Source organism: Psychroserpens sp. AS72, assembly GCF_038900375.1.
Classification (GTDB): Bacteria; Bacteroidota; Bacteroidia; order Flavobacteriales; family Flavobacteriaceae; genus Psychroserpens.
In genome coordinates, this window is sequence record NZ_JBBMRC010000003.1 from 407899 (window position 1) to 432814 (window position 24916).

The 24916-nt window shown below is 30.6% G+C and carries 21 protein-coding genes; 16 read left to right on the forward strand and 5 right to left on the reverse strand.

Annotated features, from left to right (window positions below):
* The first annotated feature begins 26 nt into the window (after positions 1-26).
* The 5 genes from WNY78_RS07985 (at position 27) to WNY78_RS08005 (ending at position 6519) form a co-directional block, all read left to right on the forward strand.
* Complete coding sequence (locus WNY78_RS07985) at positions 27-896, forward strand: alpha/beta hydrolase (RefSeq protein ID WP_342872674.1); 870 nt, start codon at positions 27-29, stop codon at positions 894-896.
* Positions 893-2308: a hypothetical protein gene (locus WNY78_RS07990; RefSeq protein ID WP_342872675.1), complete on the forward strand. Its 1416-nt coding sequence runs from the start codon at positions 893-895 to the stop codon at positions 2306-2308. The genes WNY78_RS07985 and WNY78_RS07990 overlap by 4 nt, the downstream gene beginning before the upstream one ends.
* A gap of 158 nt (positions 2309-2466) precedes the next feature.
* Positions 2467-4962 carry a TonB-dependent receptor gene (locus WNY78_RS07995; RefSeq protein ID WP_342872676.1) on the forward strand — a complete coding sequence of 832 codons (2496 nt, stop codon included), beginning with the start codon at positions 2467-2469 and terminating at the stop codon, positions 4960-4962.
* Between the two features lie 11 nt (positions 4963-4973).
* Positions 4974-5756, forward strand: coding sequence for an alpha/beta hydrolase (locus WNY78_RS08000; protein WP_342872677.1), 783 nt, complete (start codon positions 4974-4976; stop codon positions 5754-5756).
* Positions 5749-6519 (forward strand): 3-hydroxybutyrate dehydrogenase, encoded by a 771-nt coding sequence (locus WNY78_RS08005; protein ID WP_342872678.1) that lies wholly within the window; start codon positions 5749-5751, stop codon positions 6517-6519. Before WNY78_RS08000 ends, WNY78_RS08005 begins: the two co-directional genes overlap by 8 nt.
* Positions 6520-6833: 314 nt before the next feature.
* Here the strand turns inward: WNY78_RS08005 and WNY78_RS08010 are convergent, their stop codons facing one another.
* The gene (locus WNY78_RS08010) at positions 6834-7760 is read right to left on the reverse strand and encodes a sterol desaturase family protein (protein WP_342872679.1); all 927 of its coding nucleotides are present in this window, start codon (positions 7758-7760) and stop codon (positions 6834-6836) included.
* Between the two features lie 480 nt (positions 7761-8240).
* Here WNY78_RS08010 and WNY78_RS08015 point away from each other — a divergent pair, with 480 nt between their 5' ends.
* A complete protein-coding gene (locus WNY78_RS08015; RefSeq protein ID WP_342872680.1) occupies positions 8241-8675 on the forward strand; it encodes an Hsp20/alpha crystallin family protein in 435 nt (144 codons plus the stop codon).
* 96 nt (positions 8676-8771) lie between these two features.
* On the opposite strand, the gene WNY78_RS08020 is transcribed toward WNY78_RS08015, so the two are convergent.
* Positions 8772-9413: a YceI family protein gene (locus tag WNY78_RS08020; RefSeq protein ID WP_342872681.1), complete on the reverse strand. Its 642-nt coding sequence runs from the start codon at positions 9411-9413 to the stop codon at positions 8772-8774.
* Positions 9414-9595: 182 nt separating this feature from the next.
* Here WNY78_RS08020 and WNY78_RS08025 point away from each other — a divergent pair, with 182 nt between their 5' ends.
* From WNY78_RS08025 to WNY78_RS08070, 10 genes are all read left to right on the forward strand, one after another.
* Positions 9596-10195 (forward strand): DUF6134 family protein, encoded by a 600-nt coding sequence (locus WNY78_RS08025; RefSeq protein ID WP_342872682.1) that lies wholly within the window; start codon positions 9596-9598, stop codon positions 10193-10195.
* A 3-nt stretch (positions 10196-10198) separates the two neighbouring features.
* Positions 10199-11635, forward strand: a complete 1437-nt coding sequence (gene cls, locus WNY78_RS08030) for a cardiolipin synthase (RefSeq protein WP_342872683.1) — start codon at positions 10199-10201, stop codon at positions 11633-11635.
* Between the two features lie 70 nt (positions 11636-11705).
* On the forward strand, positions 11706-12473 hold the full coding sequence (locus WNY78_RS08035; protein WP_342872684.1) for a patatin-like phospholipase family protein: 768 nt from the start codon (positions 11706-11708) through the stop codon (positions 12471-12473).
* Positions 12474-12527: 54 nt separating this feature from the next.
* Entirely contained in the window at positions 12528-13583 is a 1056-nt protein-coding gene (locus WNY78_RS08040) for a mechanosensitive ion channel domain-containing protein (RefSeq protein WP_342872685.1), read from the forward strand.
* Positions 13584-13586: 3 nt separating this feature from the next.
* Entirely contained in the window at positions 13587-15968 is a 2382-nt protein-coding gene (locus tag WNY78_RS08045; RefSeq protein WP_342872686.1) for a PAS domain S-box protein, read from the forward strand.
* A gap of 2 nt (positions 15969-15970) precedes the next feature.
* Positions 15971-17041 carry a response regulator gene (locus WNY78_RS08050; protein WP_342872687.1) on the forward strand — a complete coding sequence of 357 codons (1071 nt, stop codon included), beginning with the start codon at positions 15971-15973 and terminating at the stop codon, positions 17039-17041.
* Positions 17042-17146: 105 nt separating this feature from the next.
* Positions 17147-17656, forward strand: a complete 510-nt coding sequence (locus tag WNY78_RS08055) for a hypothetical protein (RefSeq protein WP_342872688.1) — start codon at positions 17147-17149, stop codon at positions 17654-17656.
* 77 nt (positions 17657-17733) lie between these two features.
* A complete protein-coding gene (locus tag WNY78_RS08060; RefSeq protein WP_342872689.1) occupies positions 17734-18507 on the forward strand; it encodes a sigma-70 family RNA polymerase sigma factor in 774 nt (257 codons plus the stop codon).
* Positions 18508-18554: 47 nt separating this feature from the next.
* Entirely contained in the window at positions 18555-18962 is a 408-nt protein-coding gene (locus tag WNY78_RS08065) for a hypothetical protein (RefSeq protein WP_342872690.1), read from the forward strand.
* Positions 18963-19047: 85 nt separating this feature from the next.
* The gene (locus WNY78_RS08070; protein WP_342872691.1) at positions 19048-19407 is read left to right on the forward strand and encodes a hypothetical protein; all 360 of its coding nucleotides are present in this window, start codon (positions 19048-19050) and stop codon (positions 19405-19407) included.
* A 13-nt stretch (positions 19408-19420) separates the two neighbouring features.
* Here the strand turns inward: WNY78_RS08070 and WNY78_RS08075 are convergent, their stop codons facing one another.
* The 3 genes from WNY78_RS08075 to WNY78_RS08085 form a co-directional block, all read right to left on the reverse strand.
* Positions 19421-20185: an exodeoxyribonuclease III gene (locus tag WNY78_RS08075; protein WP_342872692.1), complete on the reverse strand. Its 765-nt coding sequence runs from the start codon at positions 20183-20185 to the stop codon at positions 19421-19423.
* A 329-nt stretch (positions 20186-20514) separates the two neighbouring features.
* Positions 20515-23031 (reverse strand): cation-translocating P-type ATPase, encoded by a 2517-nt coding sequence (locus WNY78_RS08080; protein ID WP_342872693.1) that lies wholly within the window; start codon positions 23029-23031, stop codon positions 20515-20517.
* 81 nt (positions 23032-23112) lie between these two features.
* Complete coding sequence (locus WNY78_RS08085; protein ID WP_342872694.1) at positions 23113-24873, reverse strand: APC family permease; 1761 nt, start codon at positions 24871-24873, stop codon at positions 23113-23115.
* Between the last annotated feature and the right edge of the window lie 43 nt (positions 24874-24916).

A 24916-nucleotide genomic window follows, 5' to 3' on the forward strand; every position in this document is an offset into this window, starting at 1 on the left:
TATTTTCTCAAAACTCAAAAAAGCTTATGAAAGATATACTTTCAGAATATAATTTTAAAACCCATATTACTACCATAGATAGTTTAGATATCAGTTTTATTAAAGAGGGAAAAGGTGATAAAACACTATTATTTGTACATGGTTTAAGCAGCAATTCTGATGCTTGGGCAAAAAACATTGCAACATTAAGCAAAGAGTATACTTGCATTGCGATAGATTTACCTGGTTACGGAAAATCGTCTAAACCAAAAGCAGATTACACACCTAGTTATTTTGCTGAAATCTTACATAAATTTATAGAAAAACTTGAACTTAAAAATATCATTCTAGTTGGTCATTCCATGGGTGGACAAGCCAGTATTAAATTTGCAACTGCATATCCTGATGCTATTGAAAAATTAATTTTAGTAGCACCTGCTGGATTAGAGCAATTTACAGATGTAAATGCTACGTTTATGAAATCTTATTTTACACAAGAAACAGTTAAAAACACACCTGATTCTCAAATTGAAAAAAATTACGCACTCAATTTTCATGAACAACCAGAAGACGTTTCTAAAATGGTAAAAGACCGAAAACTAATAAAGGAAGCTTCAGATTTTGATGCACATTGCCAAGCGATTGTTAATAGTATTTCAGGCATGTTAGATGAACCTGTTTTAAAAGATTTAGAAAACATCTCCCAACCCACTCTTGTTGTATTTGGAGATAAGGATGCGCTGATTCCTAATCGGTATTTTAATCCAAATTTGACAATTGAAGATGTTGGAAAAATTGCTTCAGAACATATCAAATCTGTACAAGTAAACTATATAAAAGATGCTGGTCACTTTGTACAATACGAAAAGCCAAAAGAAGTAAACTCACTCATTCAACAATTTGTAAGTGAGAAATGAAAACAAAGCTTAAAAAATTCACAGCCTTTAGCAAGACTATTTTACCTAATGAAGCTAAATATCTGGAATCGAGATATCAGTTTACTGACATAGAAAAACGCAACATAATTTCATTAGTCATTACAAACGCGCTATCTCAAAATAAACCTGTAGAATTTAATGCTGAAATTAATAAGCGTAAATATTCCTATATAAAAGACTGGATTGAAAAGAAGTTAGCAAGCATAGATGTTGATACTACAATTGCTTGGGTGATGTCTTTAAATAAAAAGATTCTTACAGATGCAATAACTTCAAACGAAGAAAAAGAGTTTCTTTATTATATTTCTGCCTATAAAAATATTGAATTTAATTTTCAAAATTTATACGAGCTTGCTAAAGAGTACAAATCATACCTTTTAGTAAGAATGCGCTACAAAGACCATAAAATAGTTGCAGATTTTTTACATAATTTTAAAAACAATTACCTTGAAGCTACTGTTACTAAAGAGAAACTTTACGAAGCTACTGCAGAAATAACAAATCAATATACACTTAACAAAAATGAAACTAAACATTTAGAAAAGTGGCTCTTAAAGGTTTTTAATTCTGAAAAGATAGATGGAAAAAATAGATATCAAGCATTTGTTTTACTTGCTTTTATGTACACCAATTATAATGAGAATGATAAGTTAAAAGTGATTTTTGATCAAATTGATTATTACTTTAGTCAAGGCGAAATGTACTCTAGACGTTTATTATCTAATTATTATGCGAGTCGAGTTTTACTACATTCTAAACAAGATGAGTTTAAAGAAGCAGAATTCTATGGCTATTTATCTATAAGACAAAATAATAATGACGCTTTAATGTATTTGAATAATTTGGTGGCTATTTTATTACGAAACAATAAACCTGAAAAAGCTTTTACTCTATTAGAAAAACACCAAGATTTATATAAAGAAACACATAATTACCATCAAAAGATTGGTTATTGCTCCTATCAAATACGTGTGCTTTCTGAACTTCAGAAAAATAATCTTGCAGAATCTACTGCAAAAACGTTTTTAAAACAATATAAAAATGAAGTCTTAAACCATCGTTGGCATCATTTTTTTACATCTTATTTTAATGTCTTAATTATTTTAGAAAAATATGATGATGTTCTAAAACTATCTTCAAAATTTAACCTTATTGAAAAAGAAAGTGAACGACAAAAACAAAGTAATTATGTACCTAACATCTCTTGGAGTATTTCACTTTCAAGATACATGGAAGGTAAAATAAATTCTTCACGGTTATTAGAAGAAATCAAAGCGCCTTTAATTAATATTCTTCCAACAAAAAATCAAAAACAATTGATGATAAAGGTCATTGATAGGCTTTCAAATAATTTACCTGAAGCATTTTTAGAGTTAAAGTCACATATTTAAATTTTTACAGTAAAAATAACCCTTTTACGACACAAACTTCAAATAATTTCTATTTCAGCTAAAAAAGTCACACATAAAACCTTGAACTTTTGAAAGTGTTTATTTTCTTTTTCATAATAGATTGCCAACTAAACTAACTTTATCAACATTTTTGTATTATGAAAAAACTATTTTTATTATTTACCCTCATTAGTTCTTTTATTGTTTCCGCTCAAGAAACAGGAACAATCAAAGGATTGATTACAGATGCAAATGGAATACCTTTAGCTGGAGCATCTGTTTCAATTAAAGTTTTAAATAAAGGAGCCATGACCGATTTTGATGGTAATTTCGCCATTGAAAACATAGAAGTAGGGACTTATGATGTGTCTGTTTCTTATATTGGTTATGCAACTTTAGAACAAAGTGTTACTGTAACTTCAGGAAACGCAACCAAATTAGACGTAAAATTAAACGAATCTAATAGTGTTTTAGATGAAGTCATTTTAACTGCAAATAAACAACCGCAAAAAATCACAGATGTACCAGCTACAGTAAATGTGATTAGTGCTAGAGATATAGCAGAATTTCCAAGTTTTAATATTGGCGAATTAGCTGCAAGACAAAAAGGTGTTGATTTTGTAAGAAGTGGTGTTTTAGGAACAGGAATCAATATAAGAGGATTTAACTCTGCTTTTAATTCTAAAAATTTACAAGTTACAGATGATAGACTATCTACGCTAATTGCTACAGGATTACCAATGGGTTCTTTTTCTACAGTAACTAAAGATGATATTGCTCGTGTTGAAATTCTTCTTGGACCTAACGGAACACTTTATGGTCCAAATGCTCATAATGGGCTTGTAAGTACCATCACTAAAAACCCAAGACAATCTGAAGGAACAACAATTGCTGTTGGTGGTGGAAATCAAAGTGTCTTAACGGCAAGATTGAGACACGCTCAAGTAATCAATGATAAATTTGCTTATAAGGTTCACTTTGAAAGATCTCAAGGAACAGAATTTGATTATGTAGATAGTGTTTATGTTGGTACAACAGCATACAAAGAACTAGACTTGGATCGTGATTTTGATAGTCAAAAATATGGTGCTACATTATTTTATAATCCTACAAGTAGCTCTGAGTTATCTGCCTATTATGGACACAGTAATAGCAACAACATTGGTGTTACAAATGCTGGACGAAACCAAATAAAAGATTGGAGTATCGATGTAGCTCAATTAAAATTTGTATCAAAAAACTTTTTTGCTAATACATACTACACATGGAGTAATACAGATGAAACCTATGCGATGAATCAACGCACACAAAATTATGTGTCATTTATTGAAAATGGGTTTAGTGATACAGAAGCTCGTGAACGTTCATTTACAGAACAATGGTTTCAAACAGGTGCCAATTTTGGTGAAGGTGTTGCACTAGATCGTGGTGCAGTTTTTAAAGATGCTTCTAAACGTTTTAATGCAGAAGCACAGTACAATAATAATTGGGATAAATTCTATTTAACTGCTGGAGCACAATACCAATTAGACATGGCAGATTCTAGAGGTACTTACCTTTTAGATGAAGGTGGAATAGATTTAGACCAAACAGGAATTTATACACAATTAGAATATAAATTAGCCGATTCTGGTTGGGGATTTTTATTAGGAGGAAGAATAGACAACCATAAGTTATATGGTTCTAACTTTATCCCAAAAGCAGCAATAACTAAAAAAGTTAAAAATGGTACTTTTAGAATTACCTACGGAAAAGGAATCGCTGTACCTTCTATTCTAAACCTTAAAGGAAACTTATTTGGAGGACTCGTTTTAGGAAATGGTGAAGGATTTACTTTAACAGACGGAACTAAAATTCAAAAATTAGATGTAGAAACTATCAATTCATATGAAATTGGATACAAAGGAAAACTAACTGAAAAATTATTTATTGATACGAATGCATATTACAATCAATCTGATAATTTTATTAGTCCGTTACGAAACATTGCAGATGCTGCAAATGGTAATAATGTAACACATATTGGCGACCAACCAATTGGAGATGTTATTGAAGGTTCTACTGGTTCTTTTGTGTTAACTTATCTAAACTTTGGCCATGTTGACACTTATGGATTAGACGTTGGATTAAACTACTATTTTAATGATAATTTTAGATCGTCTTTTAACTACTCTTATTTTGGTCGTGATTTAGATAAAAATGATCTAGCTAATGACGGAAATTTAGATGGTCAAGTTTTAGAAAGTGAATTACCAATAAACACACCTAATCACAAATTCAGTTTAGGAGTTCACTACAATAAAGGCAAGTTTTATGGTGCAATGTATGGTAGATATGTTCAAAAATATGATTTCTTCTCAGGTATAAATGTTGCAGCAGAAACACAAGATCAAGATGGTGATGGAGTAAATGAAATTGTTGAAAACGCACAGGTAGGAAGAACATGGAACTATGGACAATTAGGAGGTTTCACAGTAGATGCTAATGCAGGTTATAACTTTAACGACAACCTATCTTTTGGTTTAAGTATAACAAATTTATTTAATGCAGACATTAGAGAGTTTGTTGCTTCTCCAGTAATTGAAACACTAGTATCTTTTGAATTAAAATACACAATGAATTTCTTTAATAAGAAATCATCAAGTAATAACTAAGTTTCTAAATCATGTCAAAAATACAAGTTAATACTATAGAACTTGATTATGAAGATTATGGAAATGGAAACGTACTCCTTCTACTTCATGGATTAGGATCAACAAAAAAAGATTGGGACGCACAAGTCCCTTTCTTTTCTAAAACACATCGTGTTATTACATTGGATCTAAGAGGTCATGGTAATTCTACAAAACCATTACATGATTATGGTGTAGAATTAATGACTGAAGATGTTAAGCAATTTCTAGATCAAAAAAATATAAAAAAAGCAACAATTGTTGGTTTCTCAATGGGAGGAGCTGTAGCTTTTGAAATGGCTTCTAAGCATCCTGAATACTTAGAAAATCTGGTGATTGTAAATAGTGGTCCAGATTTTAATGACATGGGGAAAATTGGTGAAGATCTTTTAAAAAATAGAACTGAATTTTTAGAAACAAAAGGACTAGCTCCTTTAGCCAAAGAGATTTCATTTAATATGTTTCCAGAAACGCATCAAATTGATTTAAGAAACGAATTTGAATTGCGATGCAAGAATAATGACTACAATTCTTACTATAAATCTTTTACCACGTTAATGGCTTGGGGTTTAGGTGACAAATTAAAAGACATAAAAACTAGAACACTTGTAGTTGCGTCAGATATGGATTATACACCAGTATCGTTTAAAGAAGACTATGTCAAAAAACTACCAAATGCCACTTTAGCAGTTATTAAAAACTCAAGACATGGAGTAGTAATAGATCAACCAGATGCATTCAATGTAGAACTTGAAAAATTTTTAAAGCATGAATAAAACAGTTCTTATTACAGGAAGCACGAGCGGAATTGGATTAGGCATCGCACATCAATTTGCCAAAGAAGGTTATAATATTATGTTTCACGGCTTAGAAGCCAATGGAGCAAAAATTGCTAACAAAGTTGGTAATAAATACAGAGTTAAAGTCGCTTTTTCTAATGCCAATTTATTACAATCTGAAGCTATTGAAGAATTAGTTTTTGAAACCATAAAAACATTTGGAGAGCTTCATGTTTTAGTAAATAATGCAGGAATCCAATTTGTGTCTCCAATTGAAGAGTTTCCAAATAATAAATATGAAAACATAATAGCAATAAACATGAACGCTGTGTTTTATGCGTCAAAAGCGGTTTGGAAACAAATGAAGACACAGAAATTTGGTAGAATAATCAATGTCTCTTCTGTACATGGTATAAGAGCCTCAGAGTTTAAATCTGCTTACGTTACTGCAAAACATGGTGTAATTGGTATGACCAAAGTATTAGCCTTAGAAGGAGCTCCTTTTAATATAACATGTAATGCTATTTGTCCTGGTTATGTTAAAACACCTTTAGTTGAAGGTCAAATAAAAGACCAAGCTAAAGCACACAATATGACCGAAGACGAAGTTGTTGAAAAGGTGATGCTTAAAAAACAGGCTGTAAAACAATTTGTTCCTTTAGAAGCTATTGCAGATATGGCAACTCTGCTTGCAAAAGAAAGCTCTACAACAATAACAGGATCATCCTTTGTTTTAGATGGCGGTTGGAGTGCTCAATAGATAAACATTATTTTTTCAAAATTAGGCATCAGAAAATTTTTAAGTGTTAGTCAAAAATTCTGGTGTCTTTTTTATGAAAAATCTTTTCATACCTGTTTATTAATTAAAAGATATAGATACGAATTAAGTGAAGTCAAAAAAGAACTTAAATACGTTGTTAATTTTTTTTTCCTAAACTATTTTAATTCATCTATTACAAATACTTAACTGAATAGCACTATACTTTGAGGTTCTTGGTAATTAAGTAACCTTTCTCTCTGTCCTACTAATCATTCTAACATTAAATATTAATTAGACATAAGTCATTCTAATTCTTATATTTTAGAAGAATTAGATAACTCCAATCTCATTTGTTTAATAGTCAATGTGCTCCCATCATGACTCCAACCTGGAGGTCCAAAAACATACATAAACTTGTGATACCAATTTTTCGATTTTTTCATATCCTCCCAAATATTTTTGTACTCATGCGTTAAAATAACATAGAGATTATAAGAGTTTGGAGGTACAGAAACTCCATATTCAATATCAATAGTCTCGTCAAGTTCTTTCCAAGTTCCGAAGATTCTATCGAAAACATTGAGAAAACCACCATGGTTTTTATCCATGTACTCAATATTTCTAGCGTGATGAACTTGGTGCATGGTATGGGTATTAAGTATCTTTTCTATAAAGCCCATTTTCTTAATATACTTAGTATGCAGTTGAAATTGCCATAGAGCCTCAATTCCTAAACATACTACAAGCATCTCTGGAGGAAAACCAATAATAACAATCCAAACATAAAAAAACGGCTTATAAAAAATAGTAAACCAACCGTTACGAACAGCAGTACCCAAATTAAAATTATCTGAAGAATGATGTACAATATGTGCAGCCCATAAAAACCTTACCATATGATTTTGGCGATGGAACCAATAATAGGTAAAATCATCTAATAACATACAAATAACCCAAATATACCAAGCATAACCAAAAGATTCCCATCCCATGATATTTGTACGAATGCCATTTACCATTGGATTAAAAATGTCATAAGCAAAATTAAGCACAAAAATAACAGACACTGTTTTAATAAGAGCACCAAGTATTACAGATCCTACACCAAGTGAGACACTTGATATTAAATCTCTCCAATTATAAAGTTTCTTATCATCAAAAACTTTACTATATGATAATTCTAAGGCGATAAAACCTAAAAAACAAGGAACTCCGTAAACTAAAGGGTTAGTAAAATCCATGTATTATTTATATAAATATTTTATTGATGAAAATAAGTTATGTAGAGAATAACTTTATATTAATGACGATAAAAAATAACCTATCAATAATTACAAATCTGTTAGAATTATTTTTTTTGTAAATATACATCATAGCACTTGTAATAGAGCATGCATATTGTGTTACTTTTCAATAATACAGAAAGTTGTTTTACAAAAACAACAATAAAAAAGCTCATATTGACATCTATAAGCTGTAATAAGCATCTATTTCATACTTTAATTGATCCAAATATTTTAACCAATATACCGTAACATAAATCAAAATTTGAGTATTAATATGATAGTTAGGTTCCCATCTATTCATGGTTAAATATTTATACAGTAAAAAAATATTAAACATTCATAATTAGACCATTCCACTGATCTAGATCATTTGATATACTCTGTTTTAGATATAATTTAGCACTATAATTATTGTTTAATTTAAATCTTAAAATTATGTCACTAGTAAAATTTAAAAGAAACCCTTTAGAAAATCTTATTACATCAGATTTTTTTGACAACAACGATGTCTTCAACAACCGTTTATGGAATAAGAAACTCGATGAACCTGCATTAAACATTAAGGAAACTAAAGATGCATTTGAAGTTGAATTAGCAGCTCCTGGGTTTGCTAAAAAAGACTTTGATGTTACCGTTGATAATGGTTGCTTAAACATTTCAGCTGAAAGCTCAAACTCTAAAGAAGAAAAAGAAGACAACTACACACGTAAAGAGTTTAGCTATAATTCTTTTCAGAAAAAGCTTCAACTTCCAGATTCAGTAAAAGAAGAAGATGTAAAAGCCAAATACAAAGATGGTGTTCTTAGTTTCAATCTTGTTAAAAAAGAGGAAGCTAAAAATCATAAGCCAAAGAAAATAGAAATTGCTTAATCACAATTTCTATAAAAAAGGAGGAGATGAAATGATTCATCTCCTCCTTTTTTGTTTCTATAGCTTAAGTCTTCAATAACTATACAAATTGAAACACTATCTTGTTTTAACTGGAAGCTTTATTTGTACATCTACATCAGGCCAAAGTTTTGAAATTCCATCGGTTCCTGTATGGAGATCATAACATGCTTTGTTCAAAGATTGAATTGCCTCTTCTCCATGCCATGTGTTTAAATCAATTTTAGCAGTCATTACTAATGTGTCATTTTTATAAACATACGTGTAATCTAAAGGTTGTGTCATCGTATTCATCTTTAAACTTACAATTCCTTTACCTTGATTTGCCTCTAAAACTACACCTTCTATTGTACTCGTATTAAACACTTTAAAAAAAGAAGTTCTTAATTTCGGATCTCTTATTTCAGAATTAGAATTTACAGATGCCGTAACGATTGATATTTTAGATTGCTTCAGTAAATTATCAATAGATGTAGCTTTATGTACTCCCGAAAATTTAAAGTCTTCAAACTTGCCGCTAACACCAAGTTTATCTGTAAACTTATAAGCTGTCCATAAAACTGAAACACCAGCAGTATCTATACTATACAGTTGCTTGTCTTGAAGCATTACATCTTCCGTAGTATCACCAGTTTCTGTTTTATCTTTTTTCGAAGTATTACATGAAAAAACCAATAGACATAAAACCAAATAAGTTGTGTTTTTAAATAATTGTTTCATAATAAAAATATAAGATTAATTTCAAGAATGTAATTCAACATTCTCCAATGCAGTAATAAGTATTAATAAGCTAAAATAGGACTAGGAGTTGCGTATTGAAATGATATAGATCAGCTTTTCTTCTTTTTTAATATGGTAATTTGCACATTGGATATTTTACTTAAAAACCATTGTAAAAATTTATGCTTAAGAACTTAATACTCCTTATCGTTTTGTTAAACTTTTGGAGCGACACAAAGCGTTCAGAAGACAACATCTATTTTGACATCGTTCATAAAAAAAAAGTAATCGGCAACTTAAAAGCCTCTAGAACAATCACAGATTCTAAAATCCATTATCAAAGTTCTACAACAATCAACACCAGAATTATGAAAGAGATTCGTGTCAATTATAAATACGACGTGACTTTTGAAGCTCAATTGTTAGAGAAGTCAGATGTAAATATTACTGTTAATGAAAATCCACACGCTAAAACAGAAACAGAATGGGAAGACAATAGTTATCAAGTTATTAAAAACGGGAAGTATGAAAACCGCATAAATGATTCCATCTCCTACTCTACTGTACAGATGTTTTTTAATGAACCTGTAAACATTAATACCTGTTATTCGGAACAAAATGGTAGCTTTAATACCATAATTGAATTGGGAAACCATACTTATAAAAAAATAAACTCAAAGGGAAATGAAAACATCTACTACTACGACATGGGTGTTTTGAAAAAAGCAACCATTGATGTTGGTCTCATTACATTTGAAATCGTTGCGAGCAACAAACACTAAACTATGATAATAGCAATTATATTATATTTCCTTTTGGCATTTGTTTTAATGGGAAGGTTATTGCTTTATGGCGTGAGACCAACTAAAACCTTGGCTTGGCTATTGGCCATTTTCACAGTTCCTGTTGGAGGCATGCTTTTTTATTTTATTCTTGGACGTAATAGAAGAAAAAACAAATTTTATACGCTTAAAAAAACAAAAGAGATCTCAGAATACTATGCTAATGTCGAGGAGTATTACAGTAAATTAGATAACCACAAACACAGTAACATTCCAAAGGCTATTAAAGAGCACATTAAGTTAGCTAAATTAATCACAAAAGGATCGAAGTTTTTACCTAGTGATGGAAATGAGTTAATTCCACTAAAAAATGGAAAGGCGAATTTCAAAGCTATTTTTTCAGCATTAGAGCAAGCTGAAAAGTTTATTCATATTCAATATTATATTTTTGAAGAAGGTGATTTAGCTGAAACATTTAAATCTATATTATTAAGAAAGGCTAAAGAAGGTGTAGAAATCCGTTTTCTTTACGATGCATTAGGCAGTAGAACATTAAGCAACTCATACATAAATAGTCTTAAAGCAGAAGGCATAGAAGTATACAGTTTTTTACCAATGAAACTTGGTAGACTACTCTCTTCTATTAATTATAGAAATCATCGAAAAATTGTTATTGTTGATGGTCTTGTGGCTTTTACAGGCGGAATTAATGTATCTGACAAATATATATCTGGCGATCCAGTTTTAGGAAAATGGTACGATATGCACCTGCAATTAAAAGGTACAGTAGTCAATAGCTTACAAGCTGTTTTTACAATGGATTGGAGTTTTGCAAGTGGTACAGACCATTTACTAAACACCAAATACATATTAAAACATGCAACACTAGGAACATCAGTAGCGCAAATTGTTGCTAGTGGTCCTGATTCCGATTTTTCTTCAATACAACAACTTTATTTTTCAATAATTAATAACGCAAAAGACTATGTTTACATCACAAATCCATATATAATTCCAGGAGAAGCTTTACTACAAGCATTACAGGTAGCAGCCATGAGTGGTATTGACATTAGAGTATTACTGTCAACTAATTCAGATAGCTTTCTAGTCAAATGGAATGTACGTTCTTATTTTGAAGATTTGTTAGCATCAGGAGTTAAAATCTATTTATATCCAGATGGATTTTTACATAGTAAAGTCATTATCTCTGATGATGCCCTAACTTCCATTGGCACAGCGAATCTAGACATTAGAAGTTTTGAACAAAACTACGAAGTAAATGCGCTCATCTACGACAAAGACATCACCACAGCGCTAAAGAATGATTTTCTAAAAGATTGCAATAAAAGTAGCCAAATGGACTACCAACAGCATCTTAAAAGACCAAAAACAGATCGTTTAAAAGAAGGTCTAGCCAAAGTATTTAGTCCTGTTTTATAAGCAACTGATAATAATCATTATTTATTTACAACAAGCTCAATACCTTTACGATAACCAATACAACTTATAGATGAATACAGGATTAGTACTTTCTGGTGGAGGAGCTCGAGGAGCTGCACATATAGGAGTTATAAAAGCTTTAGAAGAGTTTGGTATTTCGCCAACTCATATTTCAGGAACAAGTGCAGGAGCGATTATTGGAGCTTTATATGCTGCAGGTGTGAGTTGGTCTGACATGCTGAGTTTTTTCAAAACCATATCCATATTCCAAACTACTAGATATGCACGTAATAAACCTGGATTTATAAATTCAGAAAAATTTTATGATGATCTCAAAGCCTATCTTCCAAATGATAATTTTGAAGATTTAAAAAAAACGCTATTTATAACTGCAGCAAATGTCATTGATGGCTCGCTAAAAGTATTTAGTAAAGGACAACTTATAAAACCTATTATAGCTTCTGCTTCTTTTCCAGGTGTTTTTACGCCAACCGAGATTAATGGTAAATTCTATATTGATGGTGGTACTTTAAATAATTTTCCTGTAGAACCCTTACAAAAAGACTGTGATAAAATAATTGGTGTATATGTTAATCCTTTAAAAAAAATTAGCATTAAAGATTTAAAGCATTCTTATAGCGTTGTAGAAAGAGCTTATAAAATTAAAGTCGCTTCAGAATCTATGTTGAAGTTTCCAATCTGTGATTTGATTATTTCTCCTGAAGAATTAATTAATTATGGCACTTTTGATATGAACAGTGTAGAAGCTATTTTCAATTTGGGCTATATCGCTACAAAAAAAGTTTTAGAAGAAAACAAACATATATTAGAAAAGTAATGATAATCTAAGTCTTTTTAAATGAAAGAACACTAGCCTATTTCACATAATCAAATGACTATAACCAACATAAAAACAACACTCAATCTAGAATCTTGGATCACATATAGTTTAGTAATCTTAAGCTGTATCGTAATAGGTCTTTTGTTACGATGGGTTTTATTTTCACTTATTAAATTCTCTAACAAAAGAAAACCAAACGTTTTAAAAGCTCAGCTATTAAAGCATTTAAAGGCACCTGCAATATTTCTTCTTCCTATTATATTTATTTACAGTTCACTTTCTTTTCTAGAGTTAAACTCCTTTTGGCATAAAATTATTGAAAGTCTTATTATTATTAATTTCTCTTGGATATTAATTGCATTATTAAATGCTTTAGAGGAAGTGGTTAATAAAAAATTCACTATTAATGGAAGCCATAAAACTAAAGATCGAAAAGTATTGACGCAATTACGCTTCATGAAAAGTCTTTCTATTGTTATTATTTTCACACTTGCTATAGCTGCTATTTTATGGAATATTCCTGGTGTAAGAAAACTAGGCACTACTATACTAACATCTGCAGGTGTTATAGGAATTATAGCAGGTGTCGCTGCTCAAAAATCAATTGCTAATCTAATAACCGGATTTCAAATCGCTTTTACACAACCTATTAAAATAGACGACGAAGTTGCTATAGAAGGAGAATACGGAACCGTTGAAGATATAACGCTAACCTATGTGGTTATTAAAACTTGGGATCAAAGACGATTAGTTTTGCCTCTTAATTATTTTAATGATCATTCTTTTGTAAACTGGACCTTTAATTCTACCGAATTAATTGGCTCTATTTTTCTCTATGTAGATTATACCTTTCCTGTTTCTGTTTTAAGAACAAAACTTATGGCTATTTTAAAAGTGCATCCTTTATGGGATAAAAAACCTGGAGCACTTTTGGTTACAAACAGTAATGAAAAAACAATAGAACTACGAGCAACATTTAGTGCAAAAAATGCTTCAGACACTTGGACTATGCGTTGTGAACTACGAGAACAATTAATAGGTTTTATACAAGAAAACTATCCTGCGTGTTTACCTAAATTAAGACAAATGGAAGTATTTAAAATATAAAAAATGATTGATGAATTAAAAGATAACGTCTTATTTAAAAGTGTTTTTCAGTCTTCAGTTGAAGGTATAATGGTTATTGATAATGCTGGTGTTATTATTAAAGCCAATCCTGCAAGCGAACAGATGTTTGGTTACAACACACAAGAATTAATTAATACAACAGTAGAAAATCTTATTCCGAATAAATTCAGAAAAAACCACGAATCCCATAGAACCAAATATTCTAAAAAGCCAAAAACAAGAAGCATGGGAATGGGTTTAGATTTATGGGGTTTAAAAAAAGATGGTTCACAATTTCCGTTAGAAATAAGTTTAAGTCCTACAGAAATTGATAATAAACAGTATGTCATTGCTTTTATTATAGATATTACAGAGCGTATGTCTGCAAAACAAGCCTTACTAGCTAGTGAAAGCAGAATGGCAGAAGCCCAGCGCCTTGCACATGTAGGAGATTGGTATTGGAATATAAAAACTAACGATAGAAGTTGGTCTGACGAATTTTACAGAATCCTTGGTCTTACTCCTGGAGATAACAAGCTGAATTCCCAATCTGTAAGAGGTTTTATTCATCCAGAGGATAGAAAAAACACAATACAAGCAATAAACGACGCTATAAAAAATAAAACACCTTATAAACACAAACAAAGAATTGTTAGACCAGATGGTACTGTAAGACACATTCTAGCAAAAGGTGAAATTATATACGATACAGAAGGCAACCCAAAAGAACTATATGGTAGCATCCAAGATATTACAAGGCATAAAGACATTGAATTAAAATTAAAGAGTAGTAAAGAAAAAACCGAAGCCATACTAGAAGCTTTACCTGACGTCATGATACTTTATGATAAACAAGGAAACCACTTGGAGATTCATGCGCCTGAAGACTTTCAACTTATTGTTCCATACGACAAACACATAGGTAATAATATTGATAAAATCCTTCCTATGGAAGTTTGCGAGAAAATAAGAAAGGGGTTTACCGATTGCGAAAAAACCAATGAATATCAAATTGTTGAATACGCTCTTACCATTATGGGCAAGTTGAAACATTTTGAATCTCGAATAGTTAAAACAACCAACAATAATTTTTTATGCATTATACGAGATATTACTGAGAGTGAAAAAGCAGAAGAAAAATTAAAAGAGAGTAAAGAAAAGCTACGAAATTACACTCTAGAATTAGAAGAAAAAGTAGCAGAACGAACCAAAGAATTGACTACAGTTGTTCAAAAATTAGTAGAATCTAACTTAAGTCTTGAAGACCAAATAAATGAAACTAAAGAGGCTGAAAACAAAGCTTTGAGTAGTATGCAATTGCTTAATGATATTTCTCATAATTTTCCAAGAGGGTTTGTAGCAGTTATAGATTCCACCTTTTCACTTGTATTTATTGAAGGTGAAGAACTGGAAGAGTTAGGATTTGAAAATTTGGTGAATAAATCAACGCCATTTAACACAATTACTGAAATTCCTGAAGATGTAAAGTCAATAGTTAAGGAGAACATTAAAAAGACGTTTAAAGGCGAACATCTCTCTTTTGAAATCACATTCCAAGACAGATATTACCTAGTTAACACAACTCCTTTATTTAACAAAGAGAACAAAATTGAACGTGTATTGTTAGTCCATAATAACATCACCTTACAAAAAAGAGCAGAACTTGAAATTTTCAATACTTTAAAAAAGGAACGTGAATTAAGCGAACTAAAATCGAGGTTCATCTCTATGGCTTCGCATGAATTCAGAACGCCTTTAAGTGCTATTCTGTCTTCAGCAATACTCATTGAAAAACAAAACGAGCCAGGAAAAGAAGAAAAAAGGATTGGATATGTCACTAAAATTAGATCTAATGTAAAAAGTCTGGTCATTATACTTAACGACTTCCTTTCATTAAGCAAGTTACAAGAAGGCAAAGTAACTTCGCATTCGGAATCATTCAACCTAATTGATTTTTCTAAGTCATTAATTGAAGACATTGATGGCATCAAAAAAGAAGGTCAGATTATTAATTTACAATATGAAGATTCTGTTATTAACGTGTTTTTAGATGCTAAATTATTAAAACATATCCTTTACAATTTAATATCAAATGCCATAAAGTATTCCGAAGAACATCAAGAAATCACCATTACAATAGAAGTTAAAAACCAGTTAGTACATTTAGAGATAAAAGATCAAGGTATTGGTATTCCTGCAGAAGACCAAAATCATCTGTTTCAACGTTTTTATCGTGCAAATAATGCTTCCAATATTCAAGGCACTGGATTAGGACTAAATATTGTAAAGCAATATACCGAATTAATGGATGGCACTATTAATTTTAAAAGTGAACTAAATAAAGGGTCCACATTTTATATAACCTTTCCTTTAAATGAAAAATAAAGATGAATACAATACTATTAATTGAAGACAATCAAGACGTACGAGAAAATACAGCAGATATTCTTGAGTTAGAGAATTATACGGTCATTACTGCGGAAAACGGAAAAATAGGTGTAGAAAAAGCTATAAAACATGCTCCTGATCTTATTCTTTGCGATATTATGATGCCAATTTTAGATGGCTATGGTGTTTTTGAAAGCTTAAGTAAAAACCATAAAACAGCAAGTATTCCTTTTATTTTTCTAACGGCTAAATCGGAAAAAAAAGATATAAGAAAAGGAATGAATATTGGTGTAGATGATTATCTAACCAAACCATTTGAAGAGGATGAATTATTAGATGCTATCGTATGTCGTATAAAAAAGAGTGATTTTTTAAAGAAAGAATTCTCCAAAAATATTGAAGGTATAAGCGAGTTTATCAACGAAGCTTCAGATTACTTAAAACTAGAAGAACTGTCTAAAGATCGTAATCTTGAAACATATAAAACGAAAGACTACATTTTTACAGAAGGTACTGCAGCACATCAATTATATTTTATTCAAAGCGGAAATGTAAAAACATATAGAACGACCGAATCTGGAAAAGAATTTGTTACAGGCTTATATGGTCCTGGAGATTTTATAGGTCAGTTATCGCTACTTGGTGATAAAGGTTTATACATAGAAACAGCAAGTGTATTGGAAGATGCTGAGATTTGCGGAATCCCAAAAGCAGATTTTACCAAACTCTTGTATGGTAATAAAGAGGTTTCTAATAAATTTATAGATATTATCTCTAACAATTTAATAGACATGCAAGAGCACTTGGTAGATATGGCCTACTCTACTGTACGAAAAAGAACTGCCAAAGCATTGTTAGAATTAGATCAGAAAGGACTAATTAAAGATAGTGAACATACAGGTATTAGTATTCCTAGAGAAGATTTTGCTGGATTAATTGGTACGGCTACAGAAACTGCTATACGAATGTTAACAGAATTTAAACATGAAGGTTTAATTGATGTAGAAACAAACAGAAGACTTGTTTTATTAGATAAAGAAAGTCTAAAACAAATTTCCGAATTTGGATAGCTGATTACAAAAAATCATCAATAGTGATGTACATCATTACTTTTCAATTTAGTTCATATTAATTTAGTGTTACAGAAGAAATTATTGTACCAATTTTAAATTATAATGAAATCTAAAAGTCAAGAAACAAACCAAAAGCGTGTTTTCTTAAAATCATACCCAAAATTTTGGCACATAGAAAAAGTTGTTAAAGCTCTTAAATTATCTGAGAATAGTAACCTACAAGTATCTATAATTGGTAAGTTTAATGAAGAAAATCTGAGTGATGCAAAAGAACTTGCGGCTGTAGAAGATGATATGGAAACCCAATGCAAAGCTATGTTTACGCATCCAATTGATTTTGGAATACTTTCAAACCCTGAAATTGGAATCATTTTCATCACTGGATTTCTTGTGTCTATGTTTTTACAAGAAATAGAACTCAAAAAAATTGGTACGATGTTAACTGGTCCTTACGGCATTTTTCGAGGTTTAGGGATAGATCAAGAGAGCACTACATTTTATTTGAAGTCATTACATCATGGTAACTATTTAATAATAGTTAGAGGTTTCGAAAATGAACTAAAACAATTAGAAGACATTTTGAAAAAACATAAAATCAGAACTTTATTTTAGTCTAAACTGATTTAAATCATTTCATACCAAGCGTTAAGTTCACACCTTTACATATAACATAATTAAGACAATATATCATGCAAACAAATATTTCTTATTACCAAAACAAAAAGGAGTTCCGTGTATTCGTAACAAACTCATTTCCTGATCTTATTAAACTAAAAAAAGAAGGTGATCAAACATCTTTTAATGCATTAGTATTAAAAATAATGCCTCAAATAAGACAGTATGTGAATACACAATTGAATACTGCTATTAGAAAAGGTCATTTCTCAAAAAACAAGTATAAGGCAGATGATATCATAGATCAGCTCTTTATTGAAATTTATGATCATATAGAAGAGGTTAAACATGAAAAAGATTTTTATTTATGGTTATTTAAAACAACCAATTCATTATTAGATGACATTAGTAGTGAAGAAGAGTTTGATGATTTATTCTTTAAAAATATTGACGACTATTCTAAACCAGAATGGGATGCAATGGAAGAAAAGTATAGTACAGATGGTGGTGGAGATTTACTATTGATTGAAGAATTAGAAGACATGTCTTACAATCATAATGATTACACTTTAAACCATGTATTTATTGAAGATGACGAAAAGGATTTGGTTAAAAAAATAGATAAAAACTTAAAGGACGAAAACGTTAAAAATCATATTGCTATGGTATTACATAATTTACCAAATGCCATGCGAAATGTTTTTGAATTAGCAACAAATCAAGAATTAAGTCTAGAAGAAATTGCACAAATAAGAAATAATACTGTAGACGAAGTTGAACAACTTTTAAAGGATGCTAAAAAAGCTTTACAACTAAGTCTTTTTAATAGATATTCTACAAATGAATAATCGCTATTAGTAAATAAATTAGAAATAATTAATTAAAATATACCATTATGAATACAGCAACTTCAAATCCAAAAACGCAATATTTATTAGGTGCAGGACTAGATGTTTTACACTTTGAAAGCAGAGAATGGCTAGATACCATAGATTTCTGGAAAGATGAGATTAGATTTTTTAATGATTTATTAAAGAAAAAAGAAGCTTCAGAAAAAAACAATTCAGAATATGAAAGCATGCTAAAAAACTTAGATAAAATCCACACAGATTTGTTTAATGATTTAAGAGAGAGCATTGTTGAACACGAGCAATTATTATCAAAAATTGAATTGGGAGAAAAAGGATTATCTGATAATGATTACAGAGAAAAACACCGTCATCTTTTATCAAGAATGAACACGTTTACAAATGATTTTAAATCTTTTAAAAGAATTGTTTTTGACTATGCAAAAGGTCTATAACTAATCCTACTACTGAAGAAATGCATTCTAGATTAATCGCAATTTCTTCAGTAGTTATTTTTTAAAATAGAAAAACATAACTACTATGGAATTATTAATATATACTAAAACATATAATGAGGCTGATGCGATTCATAATTTTATGGACATGTATCACAGTCTACATATGACACATTTAGCCAGTGATCTTTTAAATAAAGGATTATCTCCTGACCAAATTACAGATGCAGTAGCAACAGCCATTAAAATCGCAAAAACTTCTGGGATTGAGACAAACAAACATTTTATGCCAGTATATAGTGGAATAAATGAAGAAATTATTCAAGATTGTAAACTATCGCATTTAGGTTATGGTTTGGTAATAATGAATGCAGATAAAAACTCACCACTTGTAGGAAACTTTCAAGTAGATGTTTTAAAAGAATTCCTTAATGAGTTACATTAAATAATCAAGTGCTTTACAAAGTGATTTCGAGACTAATTGGACAATGATCTGATCCATAGTATTCCGGTAGTATTTGTGTTGATTTTATGTTACCCACTAGAGAATTACTTACCAAAAAATAATCAATCCTCCACCCTGTATTACGTTCTCTAGATTTAAAACGATAGCTCCAAAAGGTATACGCAACTGTATCAGGATGTAACAATCTATAACTATCTACAAATCCCGAATTGATAAAATTATCCATTCCATCAATTTCAGTTTGAGTATAACCTGCTGTTTTATTGTAATTAGATTTATCATTTTTTAAATCCATTGGTTGATGCGCTACATTAAAATCACCACAAACAATAACAGGTTTATTTTTCTCCAAATTTTTTAAATACTTCAAAAAATCAGCATCCCATTGTTGTCTATAGTCTAAACGATCTAATTTTTGCCCAGAATTAGGCACATAAACATTTACTAAATAAAAACCGTCATATTCTGCACACTGTATTCTTCCTTCAGCATCATGCTCTGAAATATTAATATCATTGATAACAGATAGCGGTTTAGTTTTACTCAAAATAGCTGTTCCAGAATATCCTTTTTTTTCTGCGGAATTATAATACTGTTTATAACCACTTATTGGTAATAAGGCTTTTTCTACCTCATTATCTTGAGCTTTAGTTTCTTGTAAACACAAAATATCTGGATTTAATTTTTCTAAAGATTCAAAAAAATCCTTTTTCACTATGGCTCTTATACCATTTACATTCCAAGACACAATTTTCATATCGTATATTTATTAAGACTCAATCAACAACTTCTAATTCATTTTCTACGCTATAAATTCAACGTCAAAAACAAACAGTTTTCTGAGCCATTTCCTTTTCTTTTAGAGATTATAATTTTTCATTTAATTTTACCGCACTTATAAAAACACCAACACTAACTCCTTCTTTTTCAATATCTTCGGAAATTTTAAATCTTTAACAATTTATTTCTAAAACTGAAGTATCTCTCTCTAATTTTTCTAAAACAGCTCTAATAATCTATTTGTCTATTTTCTGAAAACACTTATAAAATTTGAATTGAATATCTCAATCAATTGCTTCTATATCTCTAGATCTTAGTACTGTTTTCTGTTTTTTTTCGTTTGTTCCATTTAACTACTTCATACCAAATTACAGCTAAAAAACCTGTTACCACACTAATTAATAGTTGAGCAAGGTTTAAAGTTTCAAATTTAAAGAATTTTGTCAATGGTGCTATAAAAAGTAATGATGCTGTAATAATAATGGTGATGCCAATAATCAATGGGACTAACTTATTTTTATATTTCAAGGTAGTCAAAATTGAATAATAAAAAGATCGGTTAACCAAAGTTAAAAATATATTAGCAGCAATTAAAGTAGTAAAAACCATGCTGCGCGTAAGTGACTCGCTATAATTATTTTGGATGGCATATTGATATACAATAAGTACTCCCAAGGTAATCATTAGACCTTGCACGATACTAGTCACTAACTCTTTTCCGTTAAAAAACGTAACTGTAAACGGACGAGGTTTTTGAAGCATCGTATTTTTTTCTATCGGCTCATTTTCATAAATAATAGAACAAGTTGGACCCATAATCAATTCTAAAAAAATAATATGGATTGGAGAAAATATATTTGGATACGCCCAACCCAAGGCTAAAGGAATAAAAACAGTTAAAATAATAGGGATATGAATAGATATAATATATTGAATTGCTTTTTTTAGATTGGCATAAATTCGTCTTCCCATTGCAATAGCATCAACCATTTTTGACAGATCATCGTCTAATAAAATTAAAGATGCTGCTTGTTTGGCAATTTCGGTACCTTTTTTACCCATAGCAATTCCAATATGCGCTGCTTTTAAAGCAGGTCCATCATTAACACCATCGCCAGTCATGGCTACAATTTCATTATTGGCTTTTAAGGCATTGATAATTTTTAGTTTCGCTTGCGGAAACATTCTTGTAAATATTGTGGTGTCTTCTACCTTTTGCTGTAATTCAGTTTCATTAAGTAGCATTAATTCGTCACCAGATATACTTTTATCAAAACCTTTAAACCCAATTTCTTTGGCAATGGCTTTAGTGGTTAATGCATTATCACCAGTAATAATTTTAACCTTTATTCCAGCCAAACTAAAATCTTCTAGTACTGATGCTATATTTTTCTTTGGAGGATCGTAAAAAGCAACGATTCCCTTAAATTCAAAATCAAAATCTTGCTGTTTCTCCGGATAATTATCTCCTTTAAAATGAGTTTCAGCGACACCCAGCACACGATACCCTTCAGCTGTTATTGTTTTAATAGCCTCATTTATATGTTCCTTTTCAATAGTTGAAAGATTTGAAATCGCAATTAAGGCTTCTGGTGCTCCTTTTGCTGCAATGATTCTTTTTCCTTGATTATTTTCAAACACATGTGTCATCATAGGCGGTTTTCCTCCTAAAGGATATTCATGCACAAGCTTGAATTGGGAACGTTCATCTATTTGGCTAGTGTTTTTATAAGCGCTATGCAACGCTATTTCCATAGGATCAAAAGGAATAGGTTCACTTGCCCACATGGATACTCTAATCAGTTCCTTTTCTATAGCACCTAAATTTTCATCAATTTTGAATACTTTATCAGAAGATACCGTATAAAGTCTAGCGAGACTCATTCTATTTTCTGTAATAGTACCCGTTTTATCAGTACAAATAACAGTAGCACTACCTAAAGTTTCAACTGTTTTTATTTGTTTAACAATAACTCCCAATTTCATCAATCTCCATGATCCCAAAGCCATAAACGTGGTAAAAGCTACTGGAATTTCCTCTGGTAAAATACTCATCGCCAAGGTTAAAGATTTAAGTAAACTATCTAATATATTATAAGAATGAAAATAATTTATTGCCCAAACAATTATAAAAACAACAGCTCCAACGATAGCCATTTTTTTTACAAAATTGTTAATCTGTAATTCTAAAGGTGTTTTTTCTTTTTGTATTCCTTCTAGGCTTTTTCCTATTTTACCTAATTGCGTTTCATTTCCTATAGCAGTAACCGTAACAATTGCCAATCCGCCTGAAACCAATGTGCCTTGATACACTTGATGATCTGCTTTAGTTTTGTCTTTATAAACGGATAAAGATTCTCCAGTTAGAATAGATTCATTTACTGAAAAATCATTAGAGTGTACAATAATACCATCTGCAGCGACAGTACCTCCTTCTTCCACGATAAGACTATCTCCAACAACTAATAATTCACTTGTTATGTCTTCGGTTTTGCCATTACGAATGACTTTACATTTAGGCTCTGAAAAAGTTTTTAGTTTTTCTAAAGCATTTCGGCTTCTAGAATCTTGGTATAAAGAAATAGCAGCGACAAGTATTGTCGCTGAGGTAAGGAAAATACCATCTCCAAAATTTCCACTAATAAAGTAAATGGTGGATGCAACCAATAGTAAAATAACCATAGGCTCTTTTACTAAACTTTTAATAGCTTCAAAATAGTAATACTCTTTTTTAGCCTCCAATTTGTTATAACCATACTTTGAACGTGCCTCCAGCACTTCTTTATTGGTCAACCCTGTTATATTAAAATTATTTGTTTGCATTAAAAATTATGGAATAGTGATTTTCTTGAAATTTAATACATTAGTTTTTAAATTTTAGATATTCTCATACTAAACCTTCAATCAAATGATTAATCGTACACCACCCAATTCTTCAATTTTATAAGGAAAATGATCTCCAGGAGAACCTATAAACATAAAATTGATTGGAATGCTCCATTCTTTTGATAATTTGGTGATTAATTCTGGACCGAAATTAGCATCTAATTCTATAAACTCGATTTTAATTAATGGATATTCTCTATCCACAACATCTATATCGTTCCTAAATTGCTCTGTAATCAGGTTACCATTTTTTGTCGCAGTCACAACTTTCAATCTTTTTGTGTGTTCATTTTTTTGAATATACAGGAGCACTTTATTTAGTGTTTCTACATCATCATCTTTAGTAAAATAAACAAACTCCTGAGAATTAATAGTATCAATTACCTTCAATATTTTACTATCTGTTTTCATTACAAAACTACGAACCGGATCAAAAACTGTATGGATTATTTTTAGGAGCACTTTTAATAAAAGAGTTCTATTCAGCATTATCGTTGTAAAAATAATGGCAGGAATAAAATAATCTAAAAAGACGGTTACATTACTTGCACCACCTTCTATTGGTGGCATCACAATATTACCTATCAATGCAATAATTACAGCAGTAATAGCTACAAGTATTGCCATCCAACTTGCTTTTTCAGGACGTGGTAAACTGTTTCGTTTCACTTTAAGAAGTACATTCCCTATTCCGAATAATGTCATTACTGATAAAAAAGAAATGGTATAAACACCAGCCAAGAGTTTTACATCACCTTTAGTAATCAATAAAACAGAAATGGTTAAGATTAAGAAAACAAGTATAATACGATAAGAACTTCCGCTTTTATTTTTCTTTAAAAAAAACTGTGGCAAAATTCGGTCTAAAGCCATACGTTCTAACAACCCAGAAACGCCAACAAAACTTGTTAATACTGCTCCACTAAGCACCAAAAAGGCATCTATACTTATTAAAATAGCCAGCCAATTGCCTCCAACATGAGATGCCATTTCTATTAACAGTGTATTTTGATACGCATCACTTTGTAATAATGGAATTGCAAATAATGACAGTGCAAATAATGCAGTCAACGGATTTAATACGCTAACTACAATCCACATATTTTTTAGTGTTTTAGGAAACACACCTTTTTCTTGTTCTTCAACAAAATTGGCTGAGCTTTCAAATCCAGAAACCCCTAACATGGACGCAGCAAAACCAAGAAAAATGGCTTTAGTTATACTTCCGGAAGTCGTTGGAAAATGCCAATTCTCAAAAAATAAGCCAATGCCATTATTAATCAAGAAGAAAAAAATAAAACCACTTAATACCGCAAAAGAGAATAAGTGAAATAGAAAAATTCCGATAGCCACTTTAGAGGATTCTGAAACGCCTATAATTGTTAGCACTCCAAAAAAACTAAGTAGACTTATGGTTGCAATTATTATAGAAATCCCAGGAATTAAATGATGCAAATAATGAATGGCTTCGTTAGCTGAAATAACTGCAGTAGCCATATAAGACAACAACGTTAATGTGGCTGCAAAAGACGCCATAAATTTACTTGTTGTGTTTAATAACGCATTATAAGCACCACCATTTAATGGTAATGCACCGACGACTTCTCCATAAATTTTTCTAAATAAAAAAAGCACCAAAGACACAATAAGTAAAGTAATCCATGCATATTGGCCAGCAAAAGCGATAGCCAATGCAGACACATATAACACAGATGAACTGATATCGTTTCCACAAATGGCAGTTGCTGCTAATTCACTTAGTTTTTTATGTGTTTTCATAAAGACCTTTACATAAATATAATATCCGCTTTTTTTAAGTAGT

Excerpts from the sequence above, each read along its gene's own strand:
- WNY78_RS07985 (WP_342872674.1), top strand. The coding sequence starts at position 27 with ATGAAAGATATACTTTCAGAATATAATTTTAAAACCCATATTACTACC.
- WNY78_RS07990 (WP_342872675.1), top strand. The coding sequence starts at position 893 with ATGAAAACAAAGCTTAAAAAATTCACAGCCTTTAGCAAGACTATTTTA.
- WNY78_RS07995 (WP_342872676.1), top strand. The coding sequence starts at position 2,467 with ATGAAAAAACTATTTTTATTATTTACCCTCATTAGTTCTTTTATTGTT.
- WNY78_RS08000 (WP_342872677.1), top strand. The coding sequence starts at position 4,974 with ATGTCAAAAATACAAGTTAATACTATAGAACTTGATTATGAAGATTAT.
- WNY78_RS08005 (WP_342872678.1), top strand. The coding sequence starts at position 5,749 with ATGAATAAAACAGTTCTTATTACAGGAAGCACGAGCGGAATTGGATTA.
- WNY78_RS08010 (WP_342872679.1), bottom strand. The coding sequence starts at position 7,760 with ATGGATTTTACTAACCCTTTAGTTTACGGAGTTCCTTGTTTTTTAGGT.
- WNY78_RS08015 (WP_342872680.1), top strand. The coding sequence starts at position 8,241 with ATGTCACTAGTAAAATTTAAAAGAAACCCTTTAGAAAATCTTATTACA.
- WNY78_RS08020 (WP_342872681.1), bottom strand. The coding sequence starts at position 9,413 with ATGAAACAATTATTTAAAAACACAACTTATTTGGTTTTATGTCTATTG.
- WNY78_RS08025 (WP_342872682.1), top strand. The coding sequence starts at position 9,596 with ATGCTTAAGAACTTAATACTCCTTATCGTTTTGTTAAACTTTTGGAGC.
- cls (WP_342872683.1), top strand. The coding sequence starts at position 10,199 with ATGATAATAGCAATTATATTATATTTCCTTTTGGCATTTGTTTTAATG.
- WNY78_RS08035 (WP_342872684.1), top strand. The coding sequence starts at position 11,706 with ATGAATACAGGATTAGTACTTTCTGGTGGAGGAGCTCGAGGAGCTGCA.
- WNY78_RS08040 (WP_342872685.1), top strand. The coding sequence starts at position 12,528 with ATGACTATAACCAACATAAAAACAACACTCAATCTAGAATCTTGGATC.
- WNY78_RS08045 (WP_342872686.1), top strand. The coding sequence starts at position 13,587 with ATGATTGATGAATTAAAAGATAACGTCTTATTTAAAAGTGTTTTTCAG.
- WNY78_RS08050 (WP_342872687.1), top strand. The coding sequence starts at position 15,971 with ATGAATACAATACTATTAATTGAAGACAATCAAGACGTACGAGAAAAT.
- WNY78_RS08055 (WP_342872688.1), top strand. The coding sequence starts at position 17,147 with ATGAAATCTAAAAGTCAAGAAACAAACCAAAAGCGTGTTTTCTTAAAA.
- WNY78_RS08060 (WP_342872689.1), top strand. The coding sequence starts at position 17,734 with ATGCAAACAAATATTTCTTATTACCAAAACAAAAAGGAGTTCCGTGTA.
- WNY78_RS08065 (WP_342872690.1), top strand. The coding sequence starts at position 18,555 with ATGAATACAGCAACTTCAAATCCAAAAACGCAATATTTATTAGGTGCA.
- WNY78_RS08070 (WP_342872691.1), top strand. The coding sequence starts at position 19,048 with ATGGAATTATTAATATATACTAAAACATATAATGAGGCTGATGCGATT.
- WNY78_RS08075 (WP_342872692.1), bottom strand. The coding sequence starts at position 20,185 with ATGAAAATTGTGTCTTGGAATGTAAATGGTATAAGAGCCATAGTGAAA.
- WNY78_RS08080 (WP_342872693.1), bottom strand. The coding sequence starts at position 23,031 with ATGCAAACAAATAATTTTAATATAACAGGGTTGACCAATAAAGAAGTG.
- WNY78_RS08085 (WP_342872694.1), bottom strand. The coding sequence starts at position 24,873 with ATGAAAACACATAAAAAACTAAGTGAATTAGCAGCAACTGCCATTTGT.